The following is a 20,903-nucleotide window of genomic DNA, read 5'->3' as shown; positions in this document are numbered from 1 at the left end:
CGGAACGGGCCGGGGCCGGGCGTGCGGGCTCAGGCGCCCGGGGCGGCGGGCGGCGCACGGTGACGGGGTCGGGTCGCTCCCGCGACCCGGGGACAGGAGGACCGCGATGGCACACCCCACCGCTGCGGTCGCCCTCGACCGCCGGCTGCAGACCGGCGCGGCCACCGTCCGGCTGACGGCCCGCGGCGGACCGGCCGCCCGGGGCGAACTCGCCCGCGCACTGGCCGACCTGGACGCCGACCGGCTGCTGGTGGTGGCGGAGTCCGACCCGCCACCGGAACTCGCCCTCCCGAACGCCCTTGCGCTGCGCACCCCCGCCGCCACCACCCTGCGCGCAGTCGAGCAGCTCGCCGAACGGGCGCTCGCCGCCGGGATCAGCCGCCGTACGGTCGTCCTCGGTGTCGGCGGTCCCAGGACCGCCGGCACGGCCGGGCTGCTCGCCGCACTGCTCCTCAACGGGCTGCGCCTGGTGCAGGTGCCGACCACCCTGGACGCCGCCTGCGGCCCCGCGCTGTCCCTGCGGCACACCGTCGACTCCGGCGTGCTGGGCCTGTGGCAGGCCCCGGAGCTGGTGTTCTGCCCGCTCGACACGATCGCGGCCACCGGCGCGCCGGCCGACGGAGCCCTCGACGCGGTGCGCGCCGTGCTGGCGGTCGGCCCCGGCCGGTACACCGACCTCACCGCGCTGCTCCGCCCCGAGGGCGGCTACCGCCCGCGCGAGGCCGCCGCGCTGATCGCGCTGTGCGCCGACGCCCGGGCCGCCGTCACCGGCTACGACCCGCTGGAACGCGGCCCCGGGCGCGCCCTCGGGTACGGCCGGACGCTGGGCCGGGCGATCGGGCTGCTGTCCGGCGGGGCGCTGCCGGCCGGCGGGGCGGACGGGCTCGGGATGCTGGTCGCCGCCGGCGCCGCCGCCCGCCTGGGGCTGCTGCCCGCCGAGGACGAACGGGCCCACCGCGAGCTGCTCCGCCGGGCCGGGCTGCCGGTCGCGCTGCCGCCGGGCGTCGACCCGGCGGACCTGCCGGCCGCCGTCCGGCTGGCCGCCGCGCGCGACGGCGAGCCCGGTCTGCTGCTGCTGGCGGGCCTCGGCCGGCCGTACTGCACCGGCGGCAGCCTGCTGACCGAGGTGGACGACCGGGAGCTGTGTGCCGCGGCCGGTCCGCTGAGCCGGCGGACGGGCGGCGTCCCGCGCAGCCGCCGGGCCGGGGTCCCGGCCCGGTGCGCGTGCTGATCCGGGCCCGGGACGGGACGCCGCGCCCGTGCACCCGGGACGCCGGGCGGCCGATCGTCGGAGGTGGACGGTCCGCGCACCCCGTGCGGGCACCGCGTGAGAACGGGAGAGACCAGCCATGGGCACCACCGCCAGGACCGCCGTCACCGCCCTGCACCGCGGCCGCGCCGTGGACCCGGGCCGCGTGCTCGCCGGGCCGCTGCTCGGGGTCGGCCTCTCCTGGCTGGAACCGGACGACGCGCTCGACCTGACGTCCGACGGCGTCGAGCACGCCCTGTACGTGACCGGCGGCTCCGGTCTGGCCGGGAGCGACGGCGCGGACGTCCCGCTCGCCGAGGGCACCGCCGTCACCCTGCCGCTGGGCGGCCGCCTCACCCTCACCGCCGGCCCGGACGGCCTGGAGTACTTCCACGCCGTGCTGGCCGTACCCCGAGGAGCCTCGTGATGATCGTCGTCAGCACCGCCACCGCGTCGGCCGCCGTCCTGGTCGGCCCGGAGGGCGAGTTCACCCGGATCCGGACGCTGGCGCAGCGCGCGACGGTGCGCAGCGCCACCGAGTCCTTCGACCACCTGCGGCTGAGCCCGGGCGCGGCGCACGAGCATCCGGGGCGGGCCGACAGCGAGTCCGCCTGGTTCGTGCTGCGCGGCCCGGTGCTCGCCGAGCAGCTGCCGGACGCCGCGCACCACCTGGCCGCCGCCGGCGACCTGCTGCTGGCCCCGGCCGGCCGCGGCCTGCGGCTACGGGCCGGACCGCTCGGCGCGGAACTGCTCTGCCTCGCCCTGCGCACCCCCGGGACCACCCCGCGCCGCCCGAGGCGCCGGAGCGGCCGCAGCGTACGGCCGTGACGGGCCGTGGCGTCCCGCCGTGACCGGGTGGCGGGCCGCTCAGCCGTGCCGGACGAAGTCCTCCAGTGTGACGGCGGCGGCGCGCAGCTCGGGCCGGTAGCGCACGCAGTAGCTGCGCGGGTACCAGCCCGGCTGCTGCCAGGCCTTCGGCTGCTTGACCGGGGAGCACGCGGCGGCCGGGTCCGCGGTGCGCGCCCCGCGCAGGGTCGCCAGCGACACCATCGGCTCCAGGAAGGTGATCCGGGCGTCGTAGGAGCCGTAGAGGAAGGTCCTGGTGAAGCCCGCGCCGTGCCATTCGGGGGAGGTGAGGTCCGGCAGGTGGTTTCCCATGCCCGCCTCGGTCTGGCCGCGGTTCTGGTGGTCGGCGGGCAGGTAGGCGTCCGGCACCGGCCGGGTCGCGGTGGCGTAGTCGGCGCAGTTCATCATGCCCCGGCACGGGCCGGGGCGGATGGCGTCCCGTTCGGCCTTCGGCTGCAGGTAGAAGTGGGTGTCGAAGTGCGGCCGGTCGTAGACGCCGGCCGGCGGGTGGCCCATCGGGTTCCAGTTCACCAGGACCCAGCGCAGCGGCATGCCGGGGAGGCCGAGCACGGCCCGGGGCAGCGCGAGGACGCGCTCGTGGTTGGCCAGGCACTCGGTCTCCGGGTCGGTGCGCCCGTCGCCGTCCACGTCGTAGCAGTGGTGCCCGTCGGTCATCGCGGTGGGCAGGTCGCGCAGGGCCGCGTCCGGGTACAGCACGCCGACGGCCAGCGGGCGCCCGCCGTCCAGCCGCGCGTAGGTGCGCACCAGGCCGTCGCCCAGCCGCTCCGGTCGGCCGAACGCCGAGCACAGGCCCTGCCGCAGCGCGCCGGGGATGCAGGGGACCGAACCGGCGGGTACGGCGGCGGCGGGGGTGACCGGCAGGGCCGCGGCGGACGCCACCGCGCCGATCGCCAGGGCCAGCCGCAGGGCGGCCCGCAGAAGTCTCGATGCCATGACGCAGCCTCTCGCGACGGAGTTCCGGTGAGTTTCGGTGAGTGCCGTCGGAGGATCCCCCGGGAATCGCCGCCAGGCCTCCGCATGTCACGAAGAGTCACTCTGATGGCACTGCTAGTGTCTGCGCCGTGGACGATCGGCTGGAGAGCATGGCAACGGTGCGTGTACTGATTGTTGACGATCATCCGCTTTTCCGGGAAGGCCTCCGGGTGGCCCTGGAGAGCGCCGACGGGGTGCGGGTGGTGGGGGAGGCCGAAACCGTGGCCGCCGTGGCCGGCGCGGTCGCCGCCTGCCGGCCGGACGTCGTGGTGATGGACCTCTCGCTGCCCGACGGCTCCGGCCTGGACGCCGTCCGCCGGCTCGCCGAGCAGGACCCGGGCGGGCAGCCGCCGCGGACCCCGGGCCCGGAGGGCCGGGCGCCGGACGGGCGGGCGCCGGACGCGCCGGGCCCGGTCCCCGCCGTCCCGGTGCTGATGCTCACCATGGCCGACGACGACGGCAGCCTGCTGGCCGCGCTGCAGGCCGGGGCCCGCGGCTACCTGGTCAAGGGCGCCGGACGGGACGAGGTGCTGCACGCCGTCCGGACGGTGGCCGCCGGCGGGGCCGTGTTCGGGGCCGACATCGCCACCCGGATCACCGCACTGCTCTCCGGCAGCCGGCTGCGCGAGGCCGGGCAGCTCTTCCCCGCGCTCACCGCCCGGGAGGCCGAGGTGCTGGACCTGGTCGCCCGCGGCCTCGACAACCGCAGGATCGCCCGCGAGCTGTTCGTCGCGGAGAAGACCGTGCGCAACCACGTCACGCACATCTTCGAGAAACTCCACGTCGCCACCCGCGCCGAGGCCGTCGCCCGCGCCCGGGACATGGGGCTCGGCGACCGCTGAGCGCCCGGGCCGGGGTCGGGACCACGGGCCCGTGCGGTCGGGACGGTGGGCGGAGGAACATGGGCCGCTCGGGGCGACACGGGCCGAGGAGGGCTGGATGATCACCATGGAGACTGCCGCCGACACCGCCGCGGACGGCGGCCCCGGCACCGACACCTCGCCCGTGCGCCTCGGGTGGGCCCTGGTCGCCTGCGGGGCCACCGTCCTCTGCGCGTTCTGCTGGTCCGTGCTCGCCCTCACCCACCTGCACGAGCCGGGGATCAGCGAGGACTACCTCTTCGACGGCGCCCAGGTGGCGCTCTTCCTGCTGCTCGCGCTGGCCGGGGTGTTCGTCCTGGTCAACCGCAACGGCCGGGGGCTGGGCGCGCTCCTGGTCGCCACCGGGTTCCTGCAGTGCCTGCGGATGGCCGTCGGCCTGGGCGCCGGCCTCGCCGGGGCCGGCCCGGTCGCCGCGGACCTGGTCGTGCTGGTGGTGCTGGCCTCGGACATCGCGTACATGTTCATGACCCTGGCCTTCCCGCTCTGGCTGCCGGACGGGACCCTGCCGCGCGGGCCGGGGCGGGTGATCCCGGTCCTGGTGGGGCTGTGGAGCGTGGTCCTCGGCTACTACAACACCTCGCTGATGACCGACTGGGCGGGCGTCGCGAACCCCCTGCTCAGCGGGGGCTGGGGCGAGCTCAGCACCCACCTGCACAGCACCCTGGACCCGGTCGCCCAGGACACCGCCACCGCCACGGTCGGCTTCACCCTGGCCGTGGCGGCGTTCCGCTGGTGGCGCTCGCCCGGACCGCACCGCGGCCTGGTCGAGGTCCTGGTGCCGTACCTGTTCTGGATGCTGCTCGTCATCGTCCCCGCCTACACCGACGCGCAGGGCGCCTGGCTGACCTACGGCGTCTCACTGCTCGGCCCGGCCGGCTGGCTGCTGGGCCTCGCCGTGGCCTTCCGCCGGGACCGCTCGGTCTCGCTCGACCGGGCCACCCGGCGCTACGTGTCCGCCTACGTCTTCTGCATCCTGCTGTTCGCCGCCCTGCTCGCCGCCGCCCTGGTGGTCCACCTGCTGTGGCCCGGCACCGCGCGCGGCGACCGCTGGTGGACGGTGCTGGCCGCCGCCGCCCTCGGCGCGCTGCTGCGCCCCGCCGCCCGGGGGGTGGTCGGCGTGGTCGACCGGTACTACTACGGCGAGCGGGCCCACCCGTACCAGGTGGCCCGGCGGCTCGCCGAGCGGATGAGCCGCGCGGTGGACCCGGCGGACGCGCCGCCGCTGCTGTGCGAGGCGGTGGTCGGCGCGCTCGGGCTGCCCGGCGCGGCCGTGCTGGTGCACACCCGCGGCGGCGCCCGCGAGCTGGCCCGGATGGGCCGCCGGGACCAGCCGGCGGAGAGCTTCCGGCTCAGCTACGAGGGCGCCGCCATCGGCGAACTGCGGGTCTCCCCGCGCTCCGGTCAGCGCACGCTGGACCGGCAGGACCACGAGGTGCTCGGCCTGCTCGCCGACCAGGCCTCGCCGGCCATCGCCTCGCTGCGGCTGTACGAGGACCTCCAGGCCAGCCGCAAGCAGCTGGTGCTCGCCCGGGAGGAGGAACGCCGGCGGCTGCGGCACGACCTGCACGACGGCCTCGGGCCCGCGCTGTCCGGGCTGCGGCTCAAGGTGGACGCGGCCCGCAGCGGCCTGCCCGCCGGCTCCCCGGCCGGGGACTCGCTCATCGCCACCTCGACCGGCATCGGCCAGGCGATCACCGAGCTGCGCCGGATCACCGACGGACTGGCGCCCGCCGCCCTCGGCGCCGAAGGCCTGGCCGGGGCGCTGCGCCAGCTCGCCGACGGCTTCGGCGGGCACACCATGCAGGTCTCGCTGGACCTCGACCCCGATCCGCTGCCCGCCCTGCCGGCCGCCGTGGAGGTCGCGGTCTACCGGATCAGCGGCGAGGCGCTCAACAACGCGGTGCGGCACTCGGGTGCCACCGGGATCCGGCTCTCGCTGCACGTGGGTGCCGACGAGGTGACCGTCCAGGCGCAGGACAACGGCGGCGGATTCCCGGCGCACACCGAGGGTGTCGGGGTGGGGCTGCGCTCGATGGCGGAGCGCGCCGAGGAGCTGGGCGGCACCTTCACCGCCGCCAACGATGTGAGCGGTGCGGTGGTGCGGGCGGTGCTTCCCCGGGCGGCCGCGGTCGAGCAGGCGGGCTGACCGGCGGGACGGCGGTCCCGGGCGCAGAGGGGACGCCCGGCCCATGCACTCGGGACGGGATCCGGGGGAGAGTCGTACCACAGGCCCGAACGGGTCTTCGGTCCACGGTCTCCCGGCCGTGCGGACGCCGAGGAGGAGACGAGATGGCAGCGACAGCAGGAGGACGGCTGACCACCGCACTCGCCGTGGTGGTGGTGGCCGTGGTGGCGGTACCTGTGGCCAGGCGGCTCGGACTGGGGCCGGTGCGCGGCTGCGGCGGCATCAACCAGCCCCCGTGCAAGGAGCCGGGGAAGGTGCGGGCGTCGGGCGGAGGAGGGGCCCTCGCCGCCGTGGTGGCGGCGGCGACCGAGACCGAGACCGATAGCGTCGGCGGCTGCGGCGGTGTCAACCAGCCGAAGTGCAAGTAGCCGCACCGCAGGGCGACTCGCCCGTCCACCACCCCGGTGGGCGGGCGAGTCGCCGATCGGCGTCCGGCCGGGGGTGCCAGGATCGGGCTGTCGGCCGTCGGGACCACCTGGGGAGATGTGCTGTGAGCGGACTGCGGGTCGTGGTGTTCGGCGCCTCGGGGATGGTCGGCCAGGGGGTGCTGCGGGAGTGCCTGCTGGACGACCGGGTGACGAGCGTGCTCGCGGTGGTCCGCTCCCCGCTCGGCCGCTCGCACCCCAAGCTGCGGGAGGCGGCGACCGCGGACTTCGCCGACCTGTCGCCGGTGCAGGACCGGCTGGGCGGCCTCGACGCGTGCTTCTACTGCCTGGGCGTCTCCTCGATCGGGATGGACGAGGGGCAGTACACCCGGATCTCGTACGACTACCCGATGGCGGCGGCCCGGCTGCTGCTCGAACTCAACCCGGGGCTGACCTTCGCGTACGTCACCGGGGAGGGCACCGACCGGACGGGGCGCTCGCGGGCGATGTGGGCGCGGGTCAAGGGGCGGGCCGAGAACGACCTGCTGGCGCTCGGGCCGGACACGTACATGTTCCGGCCGGCCTTCATCCAGCCGCTGTACGGGGCGCGCTCGCGGACCGGCTGGTACCGGGCCGGGTACGCGGTGACGGCGCCGCTGCTGCCGCTGCTGCGCAGGGTGCTGCCGGACCGGGTGACCACCACCGAGACGGTGGGTCGGGCGATGCTGGCGGTCGCGCTGCACGGGGACGCCGAGCACGTCCTGCCGACCCGGGAGATCAACCGGCTGGGGGCGTAGCCGGGGGCGGGGCGCGCGACCTGCCCTTGTGCCGGGGGCTCTTGACGAATGCTTTGCTTCACCCAATCATCATGGGCGCGTCAACTTTTGTTCGGCGCCGCGCCCGTACCCCAACCCGGACGCGGCGGCCCGGTCCTGTTCTGCCCCACCAGAATCTGGAGCCCCTCCATGTCCGAGCCCGCCGTGCGGCGTGCGATACGGCGATCCCGTGTCCGCCGCTCCGCCGTGGCCACCGTCGCGGTCGCCGCGGCAGCCGCCGCCACCTTCCTCGTCCCGGGCGGCGCCGCCGCCGGGACGACGACCCCTCAGGCCGCCGCGGCCGCACCGGACATCCCGGTGGCCAACGTCAAGGCGCACCTCGCCCAGCTGCAGTCCATAGCCACCGCCAACGGCGGCAACCGCGCCCACGGCCGGGCCGGCTACAAGGCCTCGGCGGACTACGTCAAGGGCAAGCTGGACGCGGCCGGCTTCACCACCGTGCTGCAGTCCTACACCTACAACGGCGCGACCAGCTGGAACGTGATCGCGGACTGGCCGGGCGGCGACACCGCGCACACCGTCATGGTCGGCGCGCACCTGGACTCGGTCACGGCCGGGCCGGGCATCAACGACGACGGCTCCGGTTCGGCCGGCATCCTGGAGACCGCACTGGCCGTCTCGCGGGCCGGTCTGCAGCCCGCCAAGCACCTGCGCTTCGGCTGGTGGGGGACCGAGGAGGCCGGCATGGTCGGCTCCAAGAACTACGTCAACAGCCTCTCCGGCGCCGACCGTTCGAAGATCGAGGCGTACCTCAACTTCGACATGATCGGCTCGCCGAACCCGGGCTACTTCGTCTACGACGACAACGCCGCGCTGGACACGCTGTTCAAGAACTACTTCAGCGGCCTGGGCGTCGCCACCGAGCCGGAGACCGAGGGCGACGGGCGTTCGGACCACTCGCCGTTCAAGAACGCGGGGATCGCCGTCGGCGGTCTGTTCAGCGGCGCCGACTACACCAAGACCAGCGCCCAGGCGGCGAAGTGGGGCGGGACGGCCGGCCAGGCCTTCGACCGCTGCTACCACTCCTCCTGCGACACCTCGGCGAACATCGACGACACCGTGCTGGACCGGATGAGCGACGCCATCGCGTACGGGATCTGGACGCTCGCCGCCGGCGGTGGCGGCACGCCGTCGCCGTCGCCCTCGCCGAGCACCCCGGGCGGCAACGTCTTCGAGAACACCACCGACGTGGCCGTGCCCGACGCGGGCGCGGCGGTGACCTCCTCGATCACCGTCAGCGGCCGCACCGGCAACGCCCCCGCCACCCTCCAGGTGGGGGTGGACATCAAGCACACCTGGCGCGGTGACCTGGTGGTCGACCTGGTCGCGCCGGACGGCTCCACGTACCGGCTGAAGAACTCCAGCGGCAACGACTCCGCCGACAACGTCATCACCACGTACACGGTGAACGCCTCCGGCGAGGTCGCCAACGGCACCTGGAAGCTGAAGGTCCAGGACGTCGCGGCGCAGGACACCGGCTACATCGACAGCTGGAAGCTGACCTTCTGACGGCGCCGCCAACGAACGGGGGCGGGGGCACCGGGACGATCCGGTGCCCCCGCCCCCGTGCCGTGCTACGCCTGCATCTCGTACGCGCCGCTGAGCGCCTCGACCCGGCCCCAGACCCGGGCCGCACGCTCGGTGTCGGCGACCGGGCGGCGGACGTGGGCGAGCGCCCAGGCGGCCTGCTCGTCGGTGGTGGAGGCCTTGCCGTGCAGCTCGGTGGCGTGCGCGGAGAAGTCCCGGACCAGCGCGTCGAAGACCTGGTCCAGCAGGTCCGCGTCCAGGCCGGTCAGCTCGGCCTGCTCCAGCACCAGCTGGCCGTAGACGACCAGCGCGAACAGCTGGCCGATCTCCAGCAGGAAGTCCAGGTCCTGCTGCTGCTCGGTGCTCGGCGCGTGGGCCAGCAGCAGGGCGCAGAAGCCGTCGGCCTGCTCGCGGAAGCGGGCGACGTTGGGGACGTGGGCGTGCGCGTCGTACGCGGTCCGCCAGTCGTGGAAGCGGATCGCGCCCAGCCCGCGGGCCGGGCCCTGGCGGAACAGGAACTCGTCGTCGGCGGCGTCCAGCCGGCTCGGCACCGGCGCGTACTCGGCCGGGTTGAACAGGTAGTTGCCCATGAACTTGAGGATCAGCGCCAGGTTGACGTGGACCGTGCCCTCCAGCTTCGGCAGGCCGCGGATGTCCTTGGCGGCCTTGTCGAAGTAGGTGTCCGCCTCGAAGCCCTTGGCCGCGATGACGTCCCACATCAGGTCGATGACCTTCTCGCCCTCGGTGGTGACCTTCATCTTGGTCATCGGGTTGAACAGCAGGTAGCGGCGGTCCTCGGGGGAGGCGGTGCGGAAGTAGTCCACGGCCCGGTCGCTGAACAGCTTCATCGCGACCAGACGGGCGTACGCGTCGGTCAGCTCGCGGCGTACGTGCGGGAAGTCGGTGACCTTCCTGCCGTACAGCACCCGGTTGTGGGCGTGCGTCACGGCCTCGTACATCGCGTGCTCGCAGATGCCGACCGACGCGGTGCACAGGTTGAACTTGCCGACGTTGACGGTGTTCAGCGCGGCGTCGAAGGCGGCCTTGCCGGTGTGCAGCACGTCCTCGGCCCGGACGGGGTACTCCTCCAGGCGGAACTCGCTGACGTACATCTGCGCGTTCACCACGTTCTTGACCAGGTGGTACGCCTCGTGGCGGCTGTCGGCGGCGAAGAAGACGTAGCCCTCGGGGCCGTCGACGTCCGAGCGGCGGCCGAAGACCGAGACCAGGCCGGCCACGTTGCCGTTGCCGATGTAGTACTTGGAGCCGGTCGCGGTGAAGCCGCCGTCGCCGTCCGGGGTGAGGATCATGTCGGTGGAGTAGATGTCGGCGCCGTGGCTGCGCTCCGACAGGCCGAAGGCCATCACGTGGCCCTCGGTGAGCAGCTTCGCGGCGCGGGCCCGGACGGCCTCGTTCTCGCTCTGCCAGACCGGGCCGAGGCCCAGGATGGTGACCTGCCAGGTGTACCAGTACCCCAGGCCGTAGAAGCCGAGGATCTCGTTCAGCTCCGCGTTGCGGGCGGTGTCCCAGCGCTTGTCGCCGTCGGCGGAGGCGGGCGTCAGGAACTCCGCGAACAGCCCCTCCTTGGCGGCGAACTCCAGGAAGTCCGAGTACCAGGTGCGGTCGATGTAGCTGTCGATCAGCGACTTCTTGCCGCGCGACTCGAACCAGTCCACGGTCGCGCGGAGCAGCCGGCGGGTCGGCTCGTCGAACTGCACGGGGTCGTAGCTGCGCGGGTTGAAGAGCATGGTGTCGTCCCTGGGGGTTGAGGGTCAGTGGGCTTCGGGCTCAGCGGGCGGCGAGGCGGTGCAGGGTGGCGAGCACGTCGTCCAGCCAGGCGAGGGTCATCCGCTCGTACTCGATGCCGCCGCGCAGCACCACGTGCTGGAGCTCCTGGCGGGCGTCGGGCTCGGCGTCGGCGGGGAAGTCGCGCTGCTCGCCGGCCAGGTAGCGGGCCAGCAGGGCGGCGTGCGACTCGCGGTGCCGTTCGACCTCGGAGACGAGCGCGGCGGGATCGTCGAAGGCGGCCGCCCGGATCTTCACGGCCAGCTCGTGCCGGACGGTCTCCGGTTCGACCGGCTCGCGCAGCCACGCGGAGAGCGCGGCCCGGCCGGGGCCGGCTGCCGAGTAGACCTTCTTGTCCGGTCGGCCGTCCTGGGCGACCTCTTCCGAGGCGATCCAGCCGTCGGTCTCCATCCGCCGCAGCACCCGGTAGATCTGCTGGTGGGTGGCGGTCCAGAAGCGGCCGATCGACCGGTCGAACCGGCGGGCCAGCTCGTAGCCGGAGCCGGGTCGCTCCAGCAGCGAGACGAGGATCGCGTGCTCCAGTGCCATACCCGCATCCTGCTATGCAACGAGTTGCATAGGCAACGGCGCCGCGCCGGGTTGAGACGCAGCTCACGCGGGACGGCCGGCGGACCCCGTCGAGCCCACATAGGTTTTTGATCGACATATGGCGGCCGTGGACCTATGCTGACGTCATGACAGACCGTCAAGTCCAGGAGCCGACCAGGCTCGTGCTCACCGCGCTGGCGGACGCCCCGCGCCACGGCTACGCGATCATCCAGGAGGTGCTGGCCATCTCCGAGGGACGCACCAGGCTGCGCACCGGCACCCTCTACACCGCGCTCGACCGGCTGCTCCAGCAGGGACTGGTCAGGGTCGAGAGCGAGGAGGTGGTCGGCGGCCGTCTGCGCCGTACCTTCGCCCTCACCGACCAGGGCCAGGACCTGCTGGCCGAGGAGACCCGACGACTGCGCCTCACCGTCACCGAGGCCGAACGCCGCCTGGGCCGCGCCCGGCTGCGCCTGAACGGAGCCAGCGCGTGAACCACCCGCACACCACCCCGCAGGCCGGCCGGCTGCTGATCGGCCTCTACCCGGCCCGCTACCGGACCGCCCACGGCGAGGACATCGCCGCCACCTTCACCGAGGCCGCCGAAGGCCTGAACGGCCGCGCACTGCTGCGCGAACGCCTCGACCTCGCCTCCCACGCGCTGCGCCTGCGGCTGCGGATCGGCGCCACCGACCCCGCCGGCCGGATGCTCGCCGGAGCCGCGCCGGTCGTGCTCGGGCTGGTGTCCGGCTTCTGCCTGTGGGCCCTGGTACCCCACCTGCCGGACCTGGTCCACCAGGTCCGGCACCCCTCCTGGGGCGGGGGGCGGACCATCGCGGTCGAGAGTCTGCTGCTCGCCGTGGCGCTGTACCTGCCGTGGATCTTCACCCTCGGCGCCGTCGCCGTCGGGCGCCCCCGGGCCGCCCGGGCGCTGACCCTGGGCGCGACCCTCACCTGGATGGCCCTCTCGACGGTGTTCGACCCGTGGATGAACCTCCTCTACGGCGGGGCGGCGTTCCTGGGTGGGCTCTGCGCGGTGCTGCTGCTCGCGCCGCCGACGCTCGTCGACCGCTCGGCGCGGGGCCGCTGGGAGGTGACCGCGGTGGCGATCTCCTTCGGCGCCCTGCTGACCCTCGCGCGCGACACCGGGCTCTCCGCCGCCATCCTCGGCAACACCTTCTTCAACACCTACATCTCCTGGCCCCTGCTGGCCGCGGCGGCCGCGGTGCTCGGCCACCTCGTGACCGGGCGGCCCGACCGGTACCGGGCGGCCGGTGCCGGCCTCGTCGGCGTGGTCTGGCTGCTCCCCGGCGTGATGGACGGACCGCGGTGGGTCCACTCCGTGGGCCGGCTGCTGGGCGCCTACCTGGTCCTGGTCGTCCTCGCGGTCGCACTGGCGGCGGGGGTCCGGGCGGTCCGCCGGGTGCGGCGGGCCGAACCCGCCGACCCGGTGGCCTGAGCACCCTGCGCCAGCCTCCCGCGGCCCGGCACAATGGCGGCGTGAGCGATGACGCGGAGCTGCTGCGGTGGCGGATGCACGCCCAGTTCGGCGGCCGGCCGGCCGGTGTCGCGGAGGCGGCCCGGCGCTGCGCCGGGGTCCAGGCCCAGGACGCCGGCGCGGTGCGGCTGGCGCTGCGGGCCCGCGGGGTCGCCGGACCGGGCGAGGTGGCGGCCGCGTACGAAGCCGGCGAGGTGGTCGCCACCTGGCTGATGCGCGGCACCCTGCACCTGGTGCCGGCCGGGGACGCCGCCGGGCTGGTGGCACTGTTCCGGGAACGCCGGCTGGCCGCCGGTGCCCGCCGCCGCCGGGAGCTCGGGCTGACCGAGGAGCTCTGCGCGCGGGCGCTGGCCGTCGCCCCCGCGCTGCTCGACCCGCCACCGAGCCGGGCGGCCCTGGTCGCGCGGCTGCGCGAGCACGGCGTCCCGGTCGAGCCGGCCGGGCAGGCCCCCGCCCACCTGATGGCCTTCCTCGCGGCGCACGGGGTGCTCTGCCGCGGGGCGGACGTCGCCCCGCGCGAACCCGGTCACCGGCCGGTGCCGCCGGGGCGCGAGGTCACCGCCGGGGATCTGGCCCGCGGCTACCTGCGGGCGTTCGGCCCGGCGGGGCCGGCGGACCTCGCGGCCTGGGCCGGGCTGGCCCCGGTGGACGCGCGGCGTGCCTTCGAGGCCGCGGGGGCGGTGGAGACGGCGCCGGGCCTGGCCGTGCTGCCCGGCGCCGCACCTCCGCCGTCCGGCCCGCCGCTGGTCCGGCTGCTCGGCCCGTACGACACGTACCTGCTCGGCTACCGCTCGCGGGACGTGATGCTGGACCCGGCGCGGACGAAGCTGGTCAACGCCGGGGGCGGGGTGGTCCGGCCGGTGCTGGTGGCGGACGGGCGGGTGCTCGGGACCTGGCGCCGGGCTGGCGGCGAGCTGCTGGTGGAGGCCTTCGGTCCGCTGCCGGCGGCCGTCCGGGCCGGGCTGGCGGAGGAGGCCGCGGCGGTGGGGGAGTTCAGGTCCGAGGCGCTGCCGCTGAGGGTCGCGGAAGTGTAGCCGAAAAATCGGACATAAGGGTCGAATAAGTGTCACATCGGGTCCATACTGGTAGTGACCATGCGCCTGCCAGTACCGATCGAGGAGGTGGTCCCGGTGTCGACCCAGTTGCCCATGGGCATGGAGCACCACCCGGACATCCTGGAATTGCGTGAGCACTACGAGCGGGCCGCGGCGACGCCGCGTGCCCAGGCGGTCGAGGCCCTGGCCATGCTGGCCGGCCTCTTCCTGGCGATCTCCCCGTGGGTGGTCGGCTTCTCCGGCTTCTCCGCGCTGACGATCAGCAACCTGGTCCTCGGGTTGGCCTTCACCGTCCTGATGGCGGGCTACGGCTCCGCGTACGAGCGCACCCACGCCCGCGCGTGGGCCTGCCTGGCCATCGGTGCCTGGACCTGTCTCGCCCCCTGGTGGACGGTGGGCAGTGAGGCCGTCTTCCGGACGATCCTCACCAACCTCGTCGTCGGCGGTCTGATGATCTGCCTGTCGCTCGGAGCGATCTCCATGGCCGGTTCCCCGATGCGCCGCGGTGGCGGCAGCTGAGTGAAATCCGTCCGGCCGGTGCGTGCATGGGCGCCGCACCGGCCGGATGCGCGTGCGCGGCCGGCGGCCCGGCGGTCAGGGCCGGGTCATCCGCAGCACGTCGAGGGCCTCGTCCAGCTGCTGCTCGGTGAGGTCGCCGCGGGTGACGTACCCGCGCTCCAGCACCACCTGGCGGATGGTCTTGCGCTCGGCCAGCGACTGCTTGGCCACCTTGGCGGCCTCCTCGTAGCCGATGTAGCGGTTCAGCGGCGTCACCACGGCCGGCGAGGACTCGGCGTACTCCCGGGCCCGTTCGGCGTTGGCGGTGATCCCCTCCACCGTCCGGTCGGCCAGCAGCCGGGCGCTGTTGGCCAGCAGCCGCACCGACTCCAGGACGTTGCGGGCGATCACCGGCAGCATCACGTTCAGCTCGAAGTTGCCGCCGGCCCCGGCCACCGTCACGGTCGTGTCGTTGCCGATCACCTGGGCGGCCACCATCAGGACCACCTCGGGCAGCACCGGGTTGACCTTGCCGGGCATGATCGACGAACCCGGCTGGAGATCCGGCAGGTTGATCTCGCCGAGGCCGGTGCGCGGGCCCGAGCCCATCCAGCGCAGATCGTTCGCGATCTTGGTGAAGCCGACCGCGACGGTCCGCAGCTGCCCGCTCAGCTCGACCAGGGCGTCCCGGGCGCCCTGCGCCTCGAAGTGGTCGCGGGCCTCGGTCAGCGGCAGCCCGGTGGTGCGGGCGACCTCGGCGATCACGGCCGCCGCGAAGCCGGGCGGCGTGTTGATGCCGGTGCCGACCGCCGTGCCGCCGAGCGGCAGTTCGGCGACCCGGGGCAGCGCCGAGCGCAGCCGCTCCACCCCGTACCGGACCTGCGCCGCGTAACCGCCGAACTCCTGGCCCAGGGTGACCGGGGTGGCGTCCATCAGGTGCGTCCGGCCGGCCTTCACCACGTCGGCGAACTCGGCCGACCGGCGCTCCAGCGCCTCGGCCAACCGCTCCAGGGCCGGGACGAGGTCCCCGGTGACGGCCGCCGTGGCGGCGATGTGGATCGAGGACGGGAAGACGTCGTTCGACGACTGGCTGGCGTTGACGTGGTCGTTGGGGTGCACCGGCCGGCCCAGCCGCTCGCCGGCCAGGGTCGCGATCACCTCGTTGGTGTTCATGTTGGACGAGGTGCCGGAACCGGTCTGGAAGACGTCCACCGGGAACTCCCCGTCCCAGTGGCCCTCCGCGACCTCGTACGCGGCCTGCTCGATCGCCTCCGCCGTCTCGCCGTCCAGCACGCCCAGTTCGGCGTTGACCCGCGCGGCGGCGGCCTTGATCCGGGCCAGCGCGGCGATGTGCGCCCGCTCCAGCCGCAGGCCGGAGACCGGGAAGTTCTCCACCGCCCGCTGCGTCTGCGCCTGCCACTTGGCGGCGGCCGGCACCCGCACCTCGCCCATCGAGTCGTGTTCGACCCGGAACCCGTCCTCAACACCCATCGTGTGACACCTCCTGCTCTCCCGAGCCGCACGGGCGGCCGCAATATTTCCGGTTCCGGCGCCCGGATCCGGGTCGGGTCTCCGGCGACCGGTTTCCGGCGTCCGGTTCCAGGTCCGGTCCCGGCCGGTCGGCGGGGCAACCCCCGGCCAGCGTCGCGGTGCGGGAGCATGGTGGGGTGACCGACACACCGGAACTGACCGAAGGTCCGGAGCCGGCCGGCCCGCCCGACCCGGCCGACCGCTACCGGGAGATCGCGGCCGAGCTGGCGCCCCACGGGGCCACCGCGGCGCAGATGTTCGGCATGCCCTGCCTGAAGGACCCGAACGGCAAGGCCTTCCTCGGCCTGCACCGGGGCGAGCTGGTCTGCCGGCTCGGGCGGGACACCCCGGCCTTCGCCGAGGCGCTGCGCCTGCCGGAGGCGCACCTGTTCGACCCGGCCGGCGGGCGGCCGATGAAGGACTGGGTCTGCCTGCCGGCCGGTTCGGCCGGGCACTGGGACAACTTCGCCGAAGCGGCTCTCCGCGCCGCGCGCTGACGGACCGTCGATTCTTCACTCGAAAGGATGAAGATCGATGCTTCGGTGTGCCACCGACCCGCTGCACCGCCCACGGACGGCCTAGCCTCGGCCCGGAATCCGGAAGATCCGACACGGGGCGGGCAGCTGTGGAGCGTCACCAGGACAAGGGACTGACCAGGCGCGAACTGGTCGCGGGCACCGCCGCGCTGGGCGTGGCCGGCTGGCTGCTCGGCGGCACCCTCGGGCCGGAGAGCGCGAACGCCGACGTCCCGCTGCCGCCCGCGCTGCCGGCCGGGGTGACGCCCTACCGCAGCGAGTACCGGAACTGGTCCGGCGAGGTCCGCGCCGACCAGCTGTGGACCTGCGCCCCCGAGACGCCCGCGCAGGTCGTCGAGCTCGCCGACTGGGCCCGCGCCAACGGCTGGCGGCTGCGCGCCCAGGGCCACCGCCACACCTGGGCCCCGCTCACCGTCCCGGACGGCACCCCCGCCGCCGCCCGGGTGCTGCTGCTGGACACCACCCGCCACCTCACCGCGCTCGGCCAGGTCGACGCGACGACCGTCCGCGCGCAGACCGGCGCGGACCTGGAGGCGCTGCTCGCCCACCTCGCCGACCGCGGCCTCGGCGTGGCCGCCTGCCCCGCCCCAGGCGAGCTGACCGTAGGAGGGGTGCTCGCGATCGGCGGCCACGGCACCGCCGTCCCGCCGGCCGGCGCGCAGCCGGTGCCCGGCCACGGCTACGGCACCCTCAGCAACCAGGTGGTCCGGTTCACCGCCGTCGTCCTCGACCCGGCCGCCGGACGGTACGTCCTGCGCAGCTTCGAGCGCACGGAGGCGGACGCCGCCGCGTTCCTCGTCCACCTCGGGCGGGCCTTCCTCACCGACGTCGACCTCCGGGTCGGCCAGGACCAGCGGCTGCGCTGCGTCAGCCGCCTCGACGTCCCGGCCGCCGAACTGCTCGCACCGCCCGGCGCCGGCGGCCGCAGCCTGGCGGGCCTGGTGGACGCCACCGGCCGGGTGGAGGTGATCTGGTACGCGTTCACCGAGCTGCCCTGGATCAAGCTCTGGAGCGCCGCACCGGCCCGGCCGGTCGCCGCCCGTGAGGTGCGCGAGCCGTACAACTACCCGTTCTCCGACCGGATCCCGGAGCCGGTCGCCCGGCTGGCCGGGCAGATCGCGGCCGGCGCCTGGGGCTCGGCGCCGCTGCTGGGACAGCTCCAGTACCTGGTGACCAAGATCGGCCTCACCGGCGACCTGACCGACCTGCTGCTCTCCGGAGGGGTGCTGCGCGACCTGCTGAGCGGCGACGCCCTGGTGCACCTGCTGGCCGGCGGGCTGCGCTCGGACCTGTGGGGGCCGTCGCGGACCCTGCTGCAGTACGTCCGCCCGAGCACCCTGCGGGTCACCGCCAACGGGTACGCGGTGCTCGCCCGCCGGGCCGATCTCCAGTGGGTGGTCGCCGAGTTCGCGGCCTACTACCGCGCGCTGCTGGCCCGGTACCGGGACCGCGGCGAGTTCCCGGTGAACGGCGGCGTGGAGATCCGGGTCACCGGTCTGGACGACCCGGCCCGCTCCGGCGTACCCGGCGCCCGGCCGCCGCTGCTCTCCGCGCTGCGCCCGCGCGCCGACCGGCCGGACTGGGACACCGCCGTCTGGCTGGACGTCCTCAGCCTCCCCGGAACCCCTGGACTGGCGGGCTTCTGCCGCGAGTTGGAGCAGTTCCTGTTCCGCACCTTCGACGGCACCCGGGCCGGGCTGCGGGTCGAGTGGTCCAAGGGCTGGGCGTACGGCGAGGACGCCGCCTGGACCGACGACGAGATGCTCGACCGGACCGTCCCGGCCTCGCTGGCCGAGGACGGCGGCTGGGCCGAGGCGGTCGCCGTCCTCGACCGGTACGACCCGGACCGGGTGTTCTCCAACGCGTTCCTGGACCGCCTGCTGCGCTGAGGCCTCGCCGCTACCGGCCCGCCCGTGCCGGCAGGGGCGCCGGGCGCTCGGCGGGCGCTGCGGCGTCGGCCGGGGCGGGGGAGGCCGGGGAGCGGCGGAGCAGGACGGCCACCAGCACGGCCGCGCCGGCCAGCGCGGCGGCGCCGCAGCGCAGGGCCAGGTGGAGGCCGTCGACGAACGCGGCGACGCCGGGGCCGTCCGGCGAGCCGGCGAGGGGGCCGGCCAGCCGGCTGGTGAGCACGGCTCCGAGGACCGCCACCCCGACAACCCCGCCGAGTTCGCGCAGGGTGTTGACGGTGGCGGAGGCCATCCCGGCCCGGGCCGGGTCGACGCGCTGCATGACCGTGATCGACACCGGCGTGAAGGTCATCCCCAGGCCGAGCCCCATGGCCAGCAGGACCCAGAGGTACTGCGGGTAGCGGGCCTGCTCGCCGTAGGCCGACAGGCCCGCGAGGGAGCCGGCGCACAGCGCCAGGCCGGCCACCAGGGGCAGCCGCGGTCCGTGGCGGGCGGTGAGGGCGCCCGACAGCGGTGCGGCGACGACGATCATCGCGGTCATCGGCAGCCCGGCGAGCCCGGCGTCCGAGGGGGACCAGCCCAGGACGTCCTGCATCAGCAGGGGCAGGAAGAAGGAGGTGCCGAAGATCCCGAAGCTCACCATGAAGCCGCTCACGGCGGCCGCGGCAAGCGCCGGATCCCGGAAGAACCGCAGGTCGAGCATGGGGTCGACGGTCCGCAGTTCGACCAGCACGAAGAGCGGCAGCAGCAGGGCCGCGGCGGCCGCGCAGGCCCGCACCCCGGGGTCGGTCCAGCCGTGGGCCGGCCCCTCGACGAGGGCGTAGACCAGGGCGCCGAGGCCGACCGCGGACAGCGCCTGCCCCGCGAGGTCCAGCCGGCGGGCCCGGCCGGTGAGCCGGGGCAGGGCCCGGGCGGCCAGCAGCAGTCCGGCGGCGCCGACCGGGACATTGATCCAGAACACACCGGACCAGCCGAAGGCCTCCACGACCGGACCGCCCACGACCGGGCCGACGGCCAGGCCGAGCGCGGAGACGCCGGACCAGAGGCCGACGGCCCGGGCCCGCTCCCGTTCGTCGGTGAAGACGTGCCGCAGGATCGACAGGCTGCCCGGGGTGAGCAGCGCGGCTCCCAGGCCCTGCAGCATCCGCGCGGCGACCAGCTGGCCGGTCGACCAGGACAGCCCGGCCGCCGCCGATCCCGCGGTGAACAGGGCCACGCCGATCAGGAAGATCCGCCTGCGGCCGTACCGGTCGCCGAGGGTGCCGCCGGTCAGCAGCAGCGCGGCGTAGACCAGGCTGTAGCCCTCGACGACCCACTGCAGGCCGTCGACGCCGGCGTGCAGCTGCTGCCCGATCCGGGGCAGCGCGTTGTTGACGACGACGTTGTCGAGCATCGCCATGAACATGGTGGCGCACAGCGTGGCGAGTACCAGCCCCTTGCGGCGGGGGGTCAACTCCTCCATCACTCTCCCTAACGGTGTTAGTCGGTGGTCGGGCAGGGCTAGAATGCCCCTAACGGTGTTAGGTGGCAAGTGGGATTTCCGACCGGGAGGCAGCAGATGGCGGACGACGACCCGGGCACGAGCCCGCAGCCGGGCCTGACCCGGGAGACGATCGCCCGGGCCGCCCTGCGGGTGCTGGAACGCGACGGCATCGACGGACTGTCGATGCGCAAGGTCGGCGCCGAGGTCGGCGTCAAGGCCGCCTCGCTCTACTGGCACGTGCGCAACAAGGAAGAGCTGCTGGACCTGCTCAGCGACGCGTTGATGGCCGACGCCGAGCCCCCGCCCCGCGAGGGCCCCTGGCGCGACCAGCTGCGCGCGTACGGCGAGCTCCACCGGCAGCACCTGCTGGGCAAGCGGGACGCGGCCAAGGTCGCCGCCGGCCGGCTGGCCCCGGGCCCGCACATCCTGCGCCTGATGGAGGACCAGCTCGGCCGGCTCCGCGAGGCCGGTTTCGCCGACGCCGACGCCGCGCTGATCAACCACCTGCTCGGCGTCTACGTGCAGGGCTTCGTCCTCCAGGAGCAGACCCCCCTCTCCGCCTCCGAGGCCATGGGGGCCGGGCGCCGCGAGGTCGCCGACGCGATCGGGGACCGGTTCCGCCGGCTGCCCGGGGCGGACTTCCCCAACCTCGTCGCCCTCGCCGACGACCTGACCGGGCCCACCATGGACGACCGGTTCACGTTCGGTCTCGAACGCCTCCTCGACGGCGTGGCCGCCCTGCTGCCCCGGCCCGGCCGCACCACCGCGCCGCAGACCGCGCCGCAGACCGCACCCCGGACCGCACCCCCGACCGAGAACGACAGGGAGACCACCCGACCGTGAGTGACCGCACCTACCGCGTCATCGTCCGAGGCGTCTTCGCCGACCTCGACGAGACCCGCCGCGCCGACCTGCTCGCCGCCGCCGACCGCCACGACATCCTCAACGCGCAGTTCACCGACGAGGGCACCCTCGTCTACGACCGCTCGCTGCGCACCTTCAGCTTCCGGTGCGTGGTCCGCCAGCCCGGCGACGGGGACGAGGAGACCGCGGTCGGGCACGCCTGCGACCGGGCCGCCGCCGACCTCGCCGGCCGCGGCGTCGGCCACGGCCCGCTGCGGGGCGCCGCCACCAGCCTGGACGACATGAAGATCCGCCGGCCGCGCCGCTGACCGCCGCT

General features: G+C 74.8%; 21 protein-coding genes. 16 read left to right on the top strand and 5 right to left on the bottom strand.

Translation table 11 applies throughout. The features are described from left to right. The first annotated feature begins 106 nt into the window (after nucleotides 1-106). The 3 genes from ACIOFR_RS05665 to ACIOFR_RS05655 all read left to right on the top strand — a co-directional run bounded on the left by ACIOFR_RS05665 (nucleotide 107) and on the right by ACIOFR_RS05655 (nucleotide 2,077). The gene (locus ACIOFR_RS05665) at nucleotides 107-1,231 is read left to right on the top strand and encodes a hypothetical protein (RefSeq protein ID WP_400992732.1); all 1,125 of its coding nucleotides are present in this window, start codon (nucleotides 107-109) and stop codon (nucleotides 1,229-1,231) included. A 118-nt stretch (nucleotides 1,232-1,349) separates the two neighbouring features. Further along, on the top strand, nucleotides 1,350-1,676 hold the full coding sequence (locus ACIOFR_RS05660) for a hypothetical protein (RefSeq protein ID WP_400992731.1): 327 nt from the start codon (nucleotides 1,350-1,352) through the stop codon (nucleotides 1,674-1,676). Then, a complete protein-coding gene (locus ACIOFR_RS05655) occupies nucleotides 1,676-2,077 on the top strand; it encodes a hypothetical protein (protein WP_400992729.1) in 402 nt (133 codons plus the stop codon). The genes ACIOFR_RS05660 and ACIOFR_RS05655 overlap by 1 nt, the downstream gene beginning before the upstream one ends. A 39-nt stretch (nucleotides 2,078-2,116) precedes the next feature. On the opposite strand, the gene ACIOFR_RS05650 is transcribed toward ACIOFR_RS05655, so the two are convergent. Beyond that, complete coding sequence (locus ACIOFR_RS05650; protein WP_400992727.1) at nucleotides 2,117-3,049, bottom strand: hypothetical protein; 933 nt, start codon at nucleotides 3,047-3,049, stop codon at nucleotides 2,117-2,119. Between the two features lie 149 nt (nucleotides 3,050-3,198). Between ACIOFR_RS05650 and ACIOFR_RS05645 the strand changes: the two genes are divergently transcribed. The 5 genes from ACIOFR_RS05645 to ACIOFR_RS05625 all read left to right on the top strand — a co-directional run bounded on the left by ACIOFR_RS05645 (nucleotide 3,199) and on the right by ACIOFR_RS05625 (nucleotide 8,864). After that, nucleotides 3,199-3,930: a response regulator gene (locus tag ACIOFR_RS05645; RefSeq protein WP_400992725.1), complete on the top strand. Its 732-nt coding sequence runs from the start codon at nucleotides 3,199-3,201 to the stop codon at nucleotides 3,928-3,930. A gap of 97 nt (nucleotides 3,931-4,027) precedes the next feature. Next, nucleotides 4,028-6,115, top strand: coding sequence for a sensor histidine kinase (locus tag ACIOFR_RS05640; protein WP_400992723.1), 2,088 nt, complete (start codon nucleotides 4,028-4,030; stop codon nucleotides 6,113-6,115). 143 nt (nucleotides 6,116-6,258) lie between these two features. Beyond that, nucleotides 6,259-6,522: a hypothetical protein gene (locus ACIOFR_RS05635; protein ID WP_400992721.1), complete on the top strand. Its 264-nt coding sequence runs from the start codon at nucleotides 6,259-6,261 to the stop codon at nucleotides 6,520-6,522. A 122-nt stretch (nucleotides 6,523-6,644) separates the two neighbouring features. Beyond that, nucleotides 6,645-7,316 (top strand): epimerase, encoded by a 672-nt coding sequence (locus ACIOFR_RS05630; protein WP_400992719.1) that lies wholly within the window; start codon nucleotides 6,645-6,647, stop codon nucleotides 7,314-7,316. A 168-nt stretch (nucleotides 7,317-7,484) separates the two neighbouring features. Next, nucleotides 7,485-8,864, top strand: a complete 1,380-nt coding sequence (locus ACIOFR_RS05625; RefSeq protein WP_400992717.1) for a M28 family metallopeptidase — start codon at nucleotides 7,485-7,487, stop codon at nucleotides 8,862-8,864. Between the two features lie 65 nt (nucleotides 8,865-8,929). Here ACIOFR_RS05625 and ACIOFR_RS05620 read toward each other — a convergent pair whose 3' ends face one another. Together ACIOFR_RS05620 and ACIOFR_RS05615 are read right to left on the bottom strand one after the other, a co-directional pair. Beyond that, nucleotides 8,930-10,630 (bottom strand): acyl-CoA dehydrogenase family protein, encoded by a 1,701-nt coding sequence (locus tag ACIOFR_RS05620; protein ID WP_400992715.1) that lies wholly within the window; start codon nucleotides 10,628-10,630, stop codon nucleotides 8,930-8,932. 40 nt (nucleotides 10,631-10,670) lie between these two features. Next, nucleotides 10,671-11,216 carry a PadR family transcriptional regulator gene (locus ACIOFR_RS05615; protein ID WP_400992713.1) on the bottom strand — a complete coding sequence of 182 codons (546 nt, stop codon included), beginning with the start codon at nucleotides 11,214-11,216 and terminating at the stop codon, nucleotides 10,671-10,673. A gap of 146 nt (nucleotides 11,217-11,362) precedes the next feature. On the opposite strand from ACIOFR_RS05615, the gene ACIOFR_RS05610 reads away from it, so the two are divergent. From ACIOFR_RS05610 to ACIOFR_RS05595, 4 genes are read left to right on the top strand one after another with little or no spacing between them, the layout of a single operon-like run. Continuing rightward, nucleotides 11,363-11,710, top strand: a complete 348-nt coding sequence (locus tag ACIOFR_RS05610) for a PadR family transcriptional regulator (protein ID WP_400992711.1) — start codon at nucleotides 11,363-11,365, stop codon at nucleotides 11,708-11,710. Continuing rightward, entirely contained in the window at nucleotides 11,707-12,675 is a 969-nt protein-coding gene (locus ACIOFR_RS05605) for a hypothetical protein (RefSeq protein WP_400992709.1), read from the top strand. The genes ACIOFR_RS05610 and ACIOFR_RS05605 overlap by 4 nt, the downstream gene beginning before the upstream one ends. Nucleotides 12,676-12,716: 41 nt before the next feature. Then, complete coding sequence (locus tag ACIOFR_RS05600; protein ID WP_400992707.1) at nucleotides 12,717-13,748, top strand: winged helix DNA-binding domain-containing protein; 1,032 nt, start codon at nucleotides 12,717-12,719, stop codon at nucleotides 13,746-13,748. 60 nt (nucleotides 13,749-13,808) lie between these two features. Beyond that, entirely contained in the window at nucleotides 13,809-14,288 is a 480-nt protein-coding gene (locus ACIOFR_RS05595) for an SPW repeat protein (RefSeq protein WP_400992706.1), read from the top strand. A gap of 75 nt (nucleotides 14,289-14,363) precedes the next feature. Here the strand turns inward: ACIOFR_RS05595 and ACIOFR_RS05590 are convergent, their stop codons facing one another. Beyond that, nucleotides 14,364-15,758 (bottom strand): class II fumarate hydratase, encoded by a 1,395-nt coding sequence (locus ACIOFR_RS05590; protein WP_400992705.1) that lies wholly within the window; start codon nucleotides 15,756-15,758, stop codon nucleotides 14,364-14,366. A 176-nt stretch (nucleotides 15,759-15,934) separates the two neighbouring features. Here ACIOFR_RS05590 and ACIOFR_RS05585 point away from each other — a divergent pair, with 176 nt between their 5' ends. After that, nucleotides 15,935-16,294, top strand: coding sequence for a hypothetical protein (locus tag ACIOFR_RS05585; RefSeq protein ID WP_400992703.1), 360 nt, complete (start codon nucleotides 15,935-15,937; stop codon nucleotides 16,292-16,294). Nucleotides 16,295-16,422: 128 nt separating this feature from the next. Beyond that, nucleotides 16,423-18,222, top strand: a complete 1,800-nt coding sequence (locus ACIOFR_RS05580; protein ID WP_400992701.1) for a cholesterol oxidase substrate-binding domain-containing protein — start codon at nucleotides 16,423-16,425, stop codon at nucleotides 18,220-18,222. Nucleotides 18,223-18,232: 10 nt separating this feature from the next. Here ACIOFR_RS05580 and ACIOFR_RS05575 read toward each other — a convergent pair whose 3' ends face one another. Continuing rightward, nucleotides 18,233-19,702, bottom strand: coding sequence for an MFS transporter (locus tag ACIOFR_RS05575; RefSeq protein ID WP_400992699.1), 1,470 nt, complete (start codon nucleotides 19,700-19,702; stop codon nucleotides 18,233-18,235). A gap of 96 nt (nucleotides 19,703-19,798) precedes the next feature. Here ACIOFR_RS05575 and ACIOFR_RS05570 point away from each other — a divergent pair, with 96 nt between their 5' ends. Both ACIOFR_RS05570 and ACIOFR_RS05565 read left to right on the top strand, forming a co-directional pair. Further along, nucleotides 19,799-20,566 carry a TetR/AcrR family transcriptional regulator C-terminal domain-containing protein gene (locus ACIOFR_RS05570; RefSeq protein ID WP_400992697.1) on the top strand — a complete coding sequence of 256 codons (768 nt, stop codon included), beginning with the start codon at nucleotides 19,799-19,801 and terminating at the stop codon, nucleotides 20,564-20,566. Continuing rightward, nucleotides 20,563-20,895 (top strand): DUF6204 family protein, encoded by a 333-nt coding sequence (locus ACIOFR_RS05565; protein WP_400992695.1) that lies wholly within the window; start codon nucleotides 20,563-20,565, stop codon nucleotides 20,893-20,895. Before ACIOFR_RS05570 ends, ACIOFR_RS05565 begins: the two co-directional genes overlap by 4 nt. The last annotated feature ends 8 nt before the right edge of the window (nucleotides 20,896-20,903 follow it).

This window comes from Kitasatospora sp. NPDC088346, assembly GCF_044740765.1.
GTDB lineage: Bacteria > Actinomycetota > Actinomycetes > Streptomycetales > Streptomycetaceae > Kitasatospora.
Note: the sequence above shows the minus strand (reverse complement) of the source record. Positions and strands in the feature narration are given on the sequence as shown.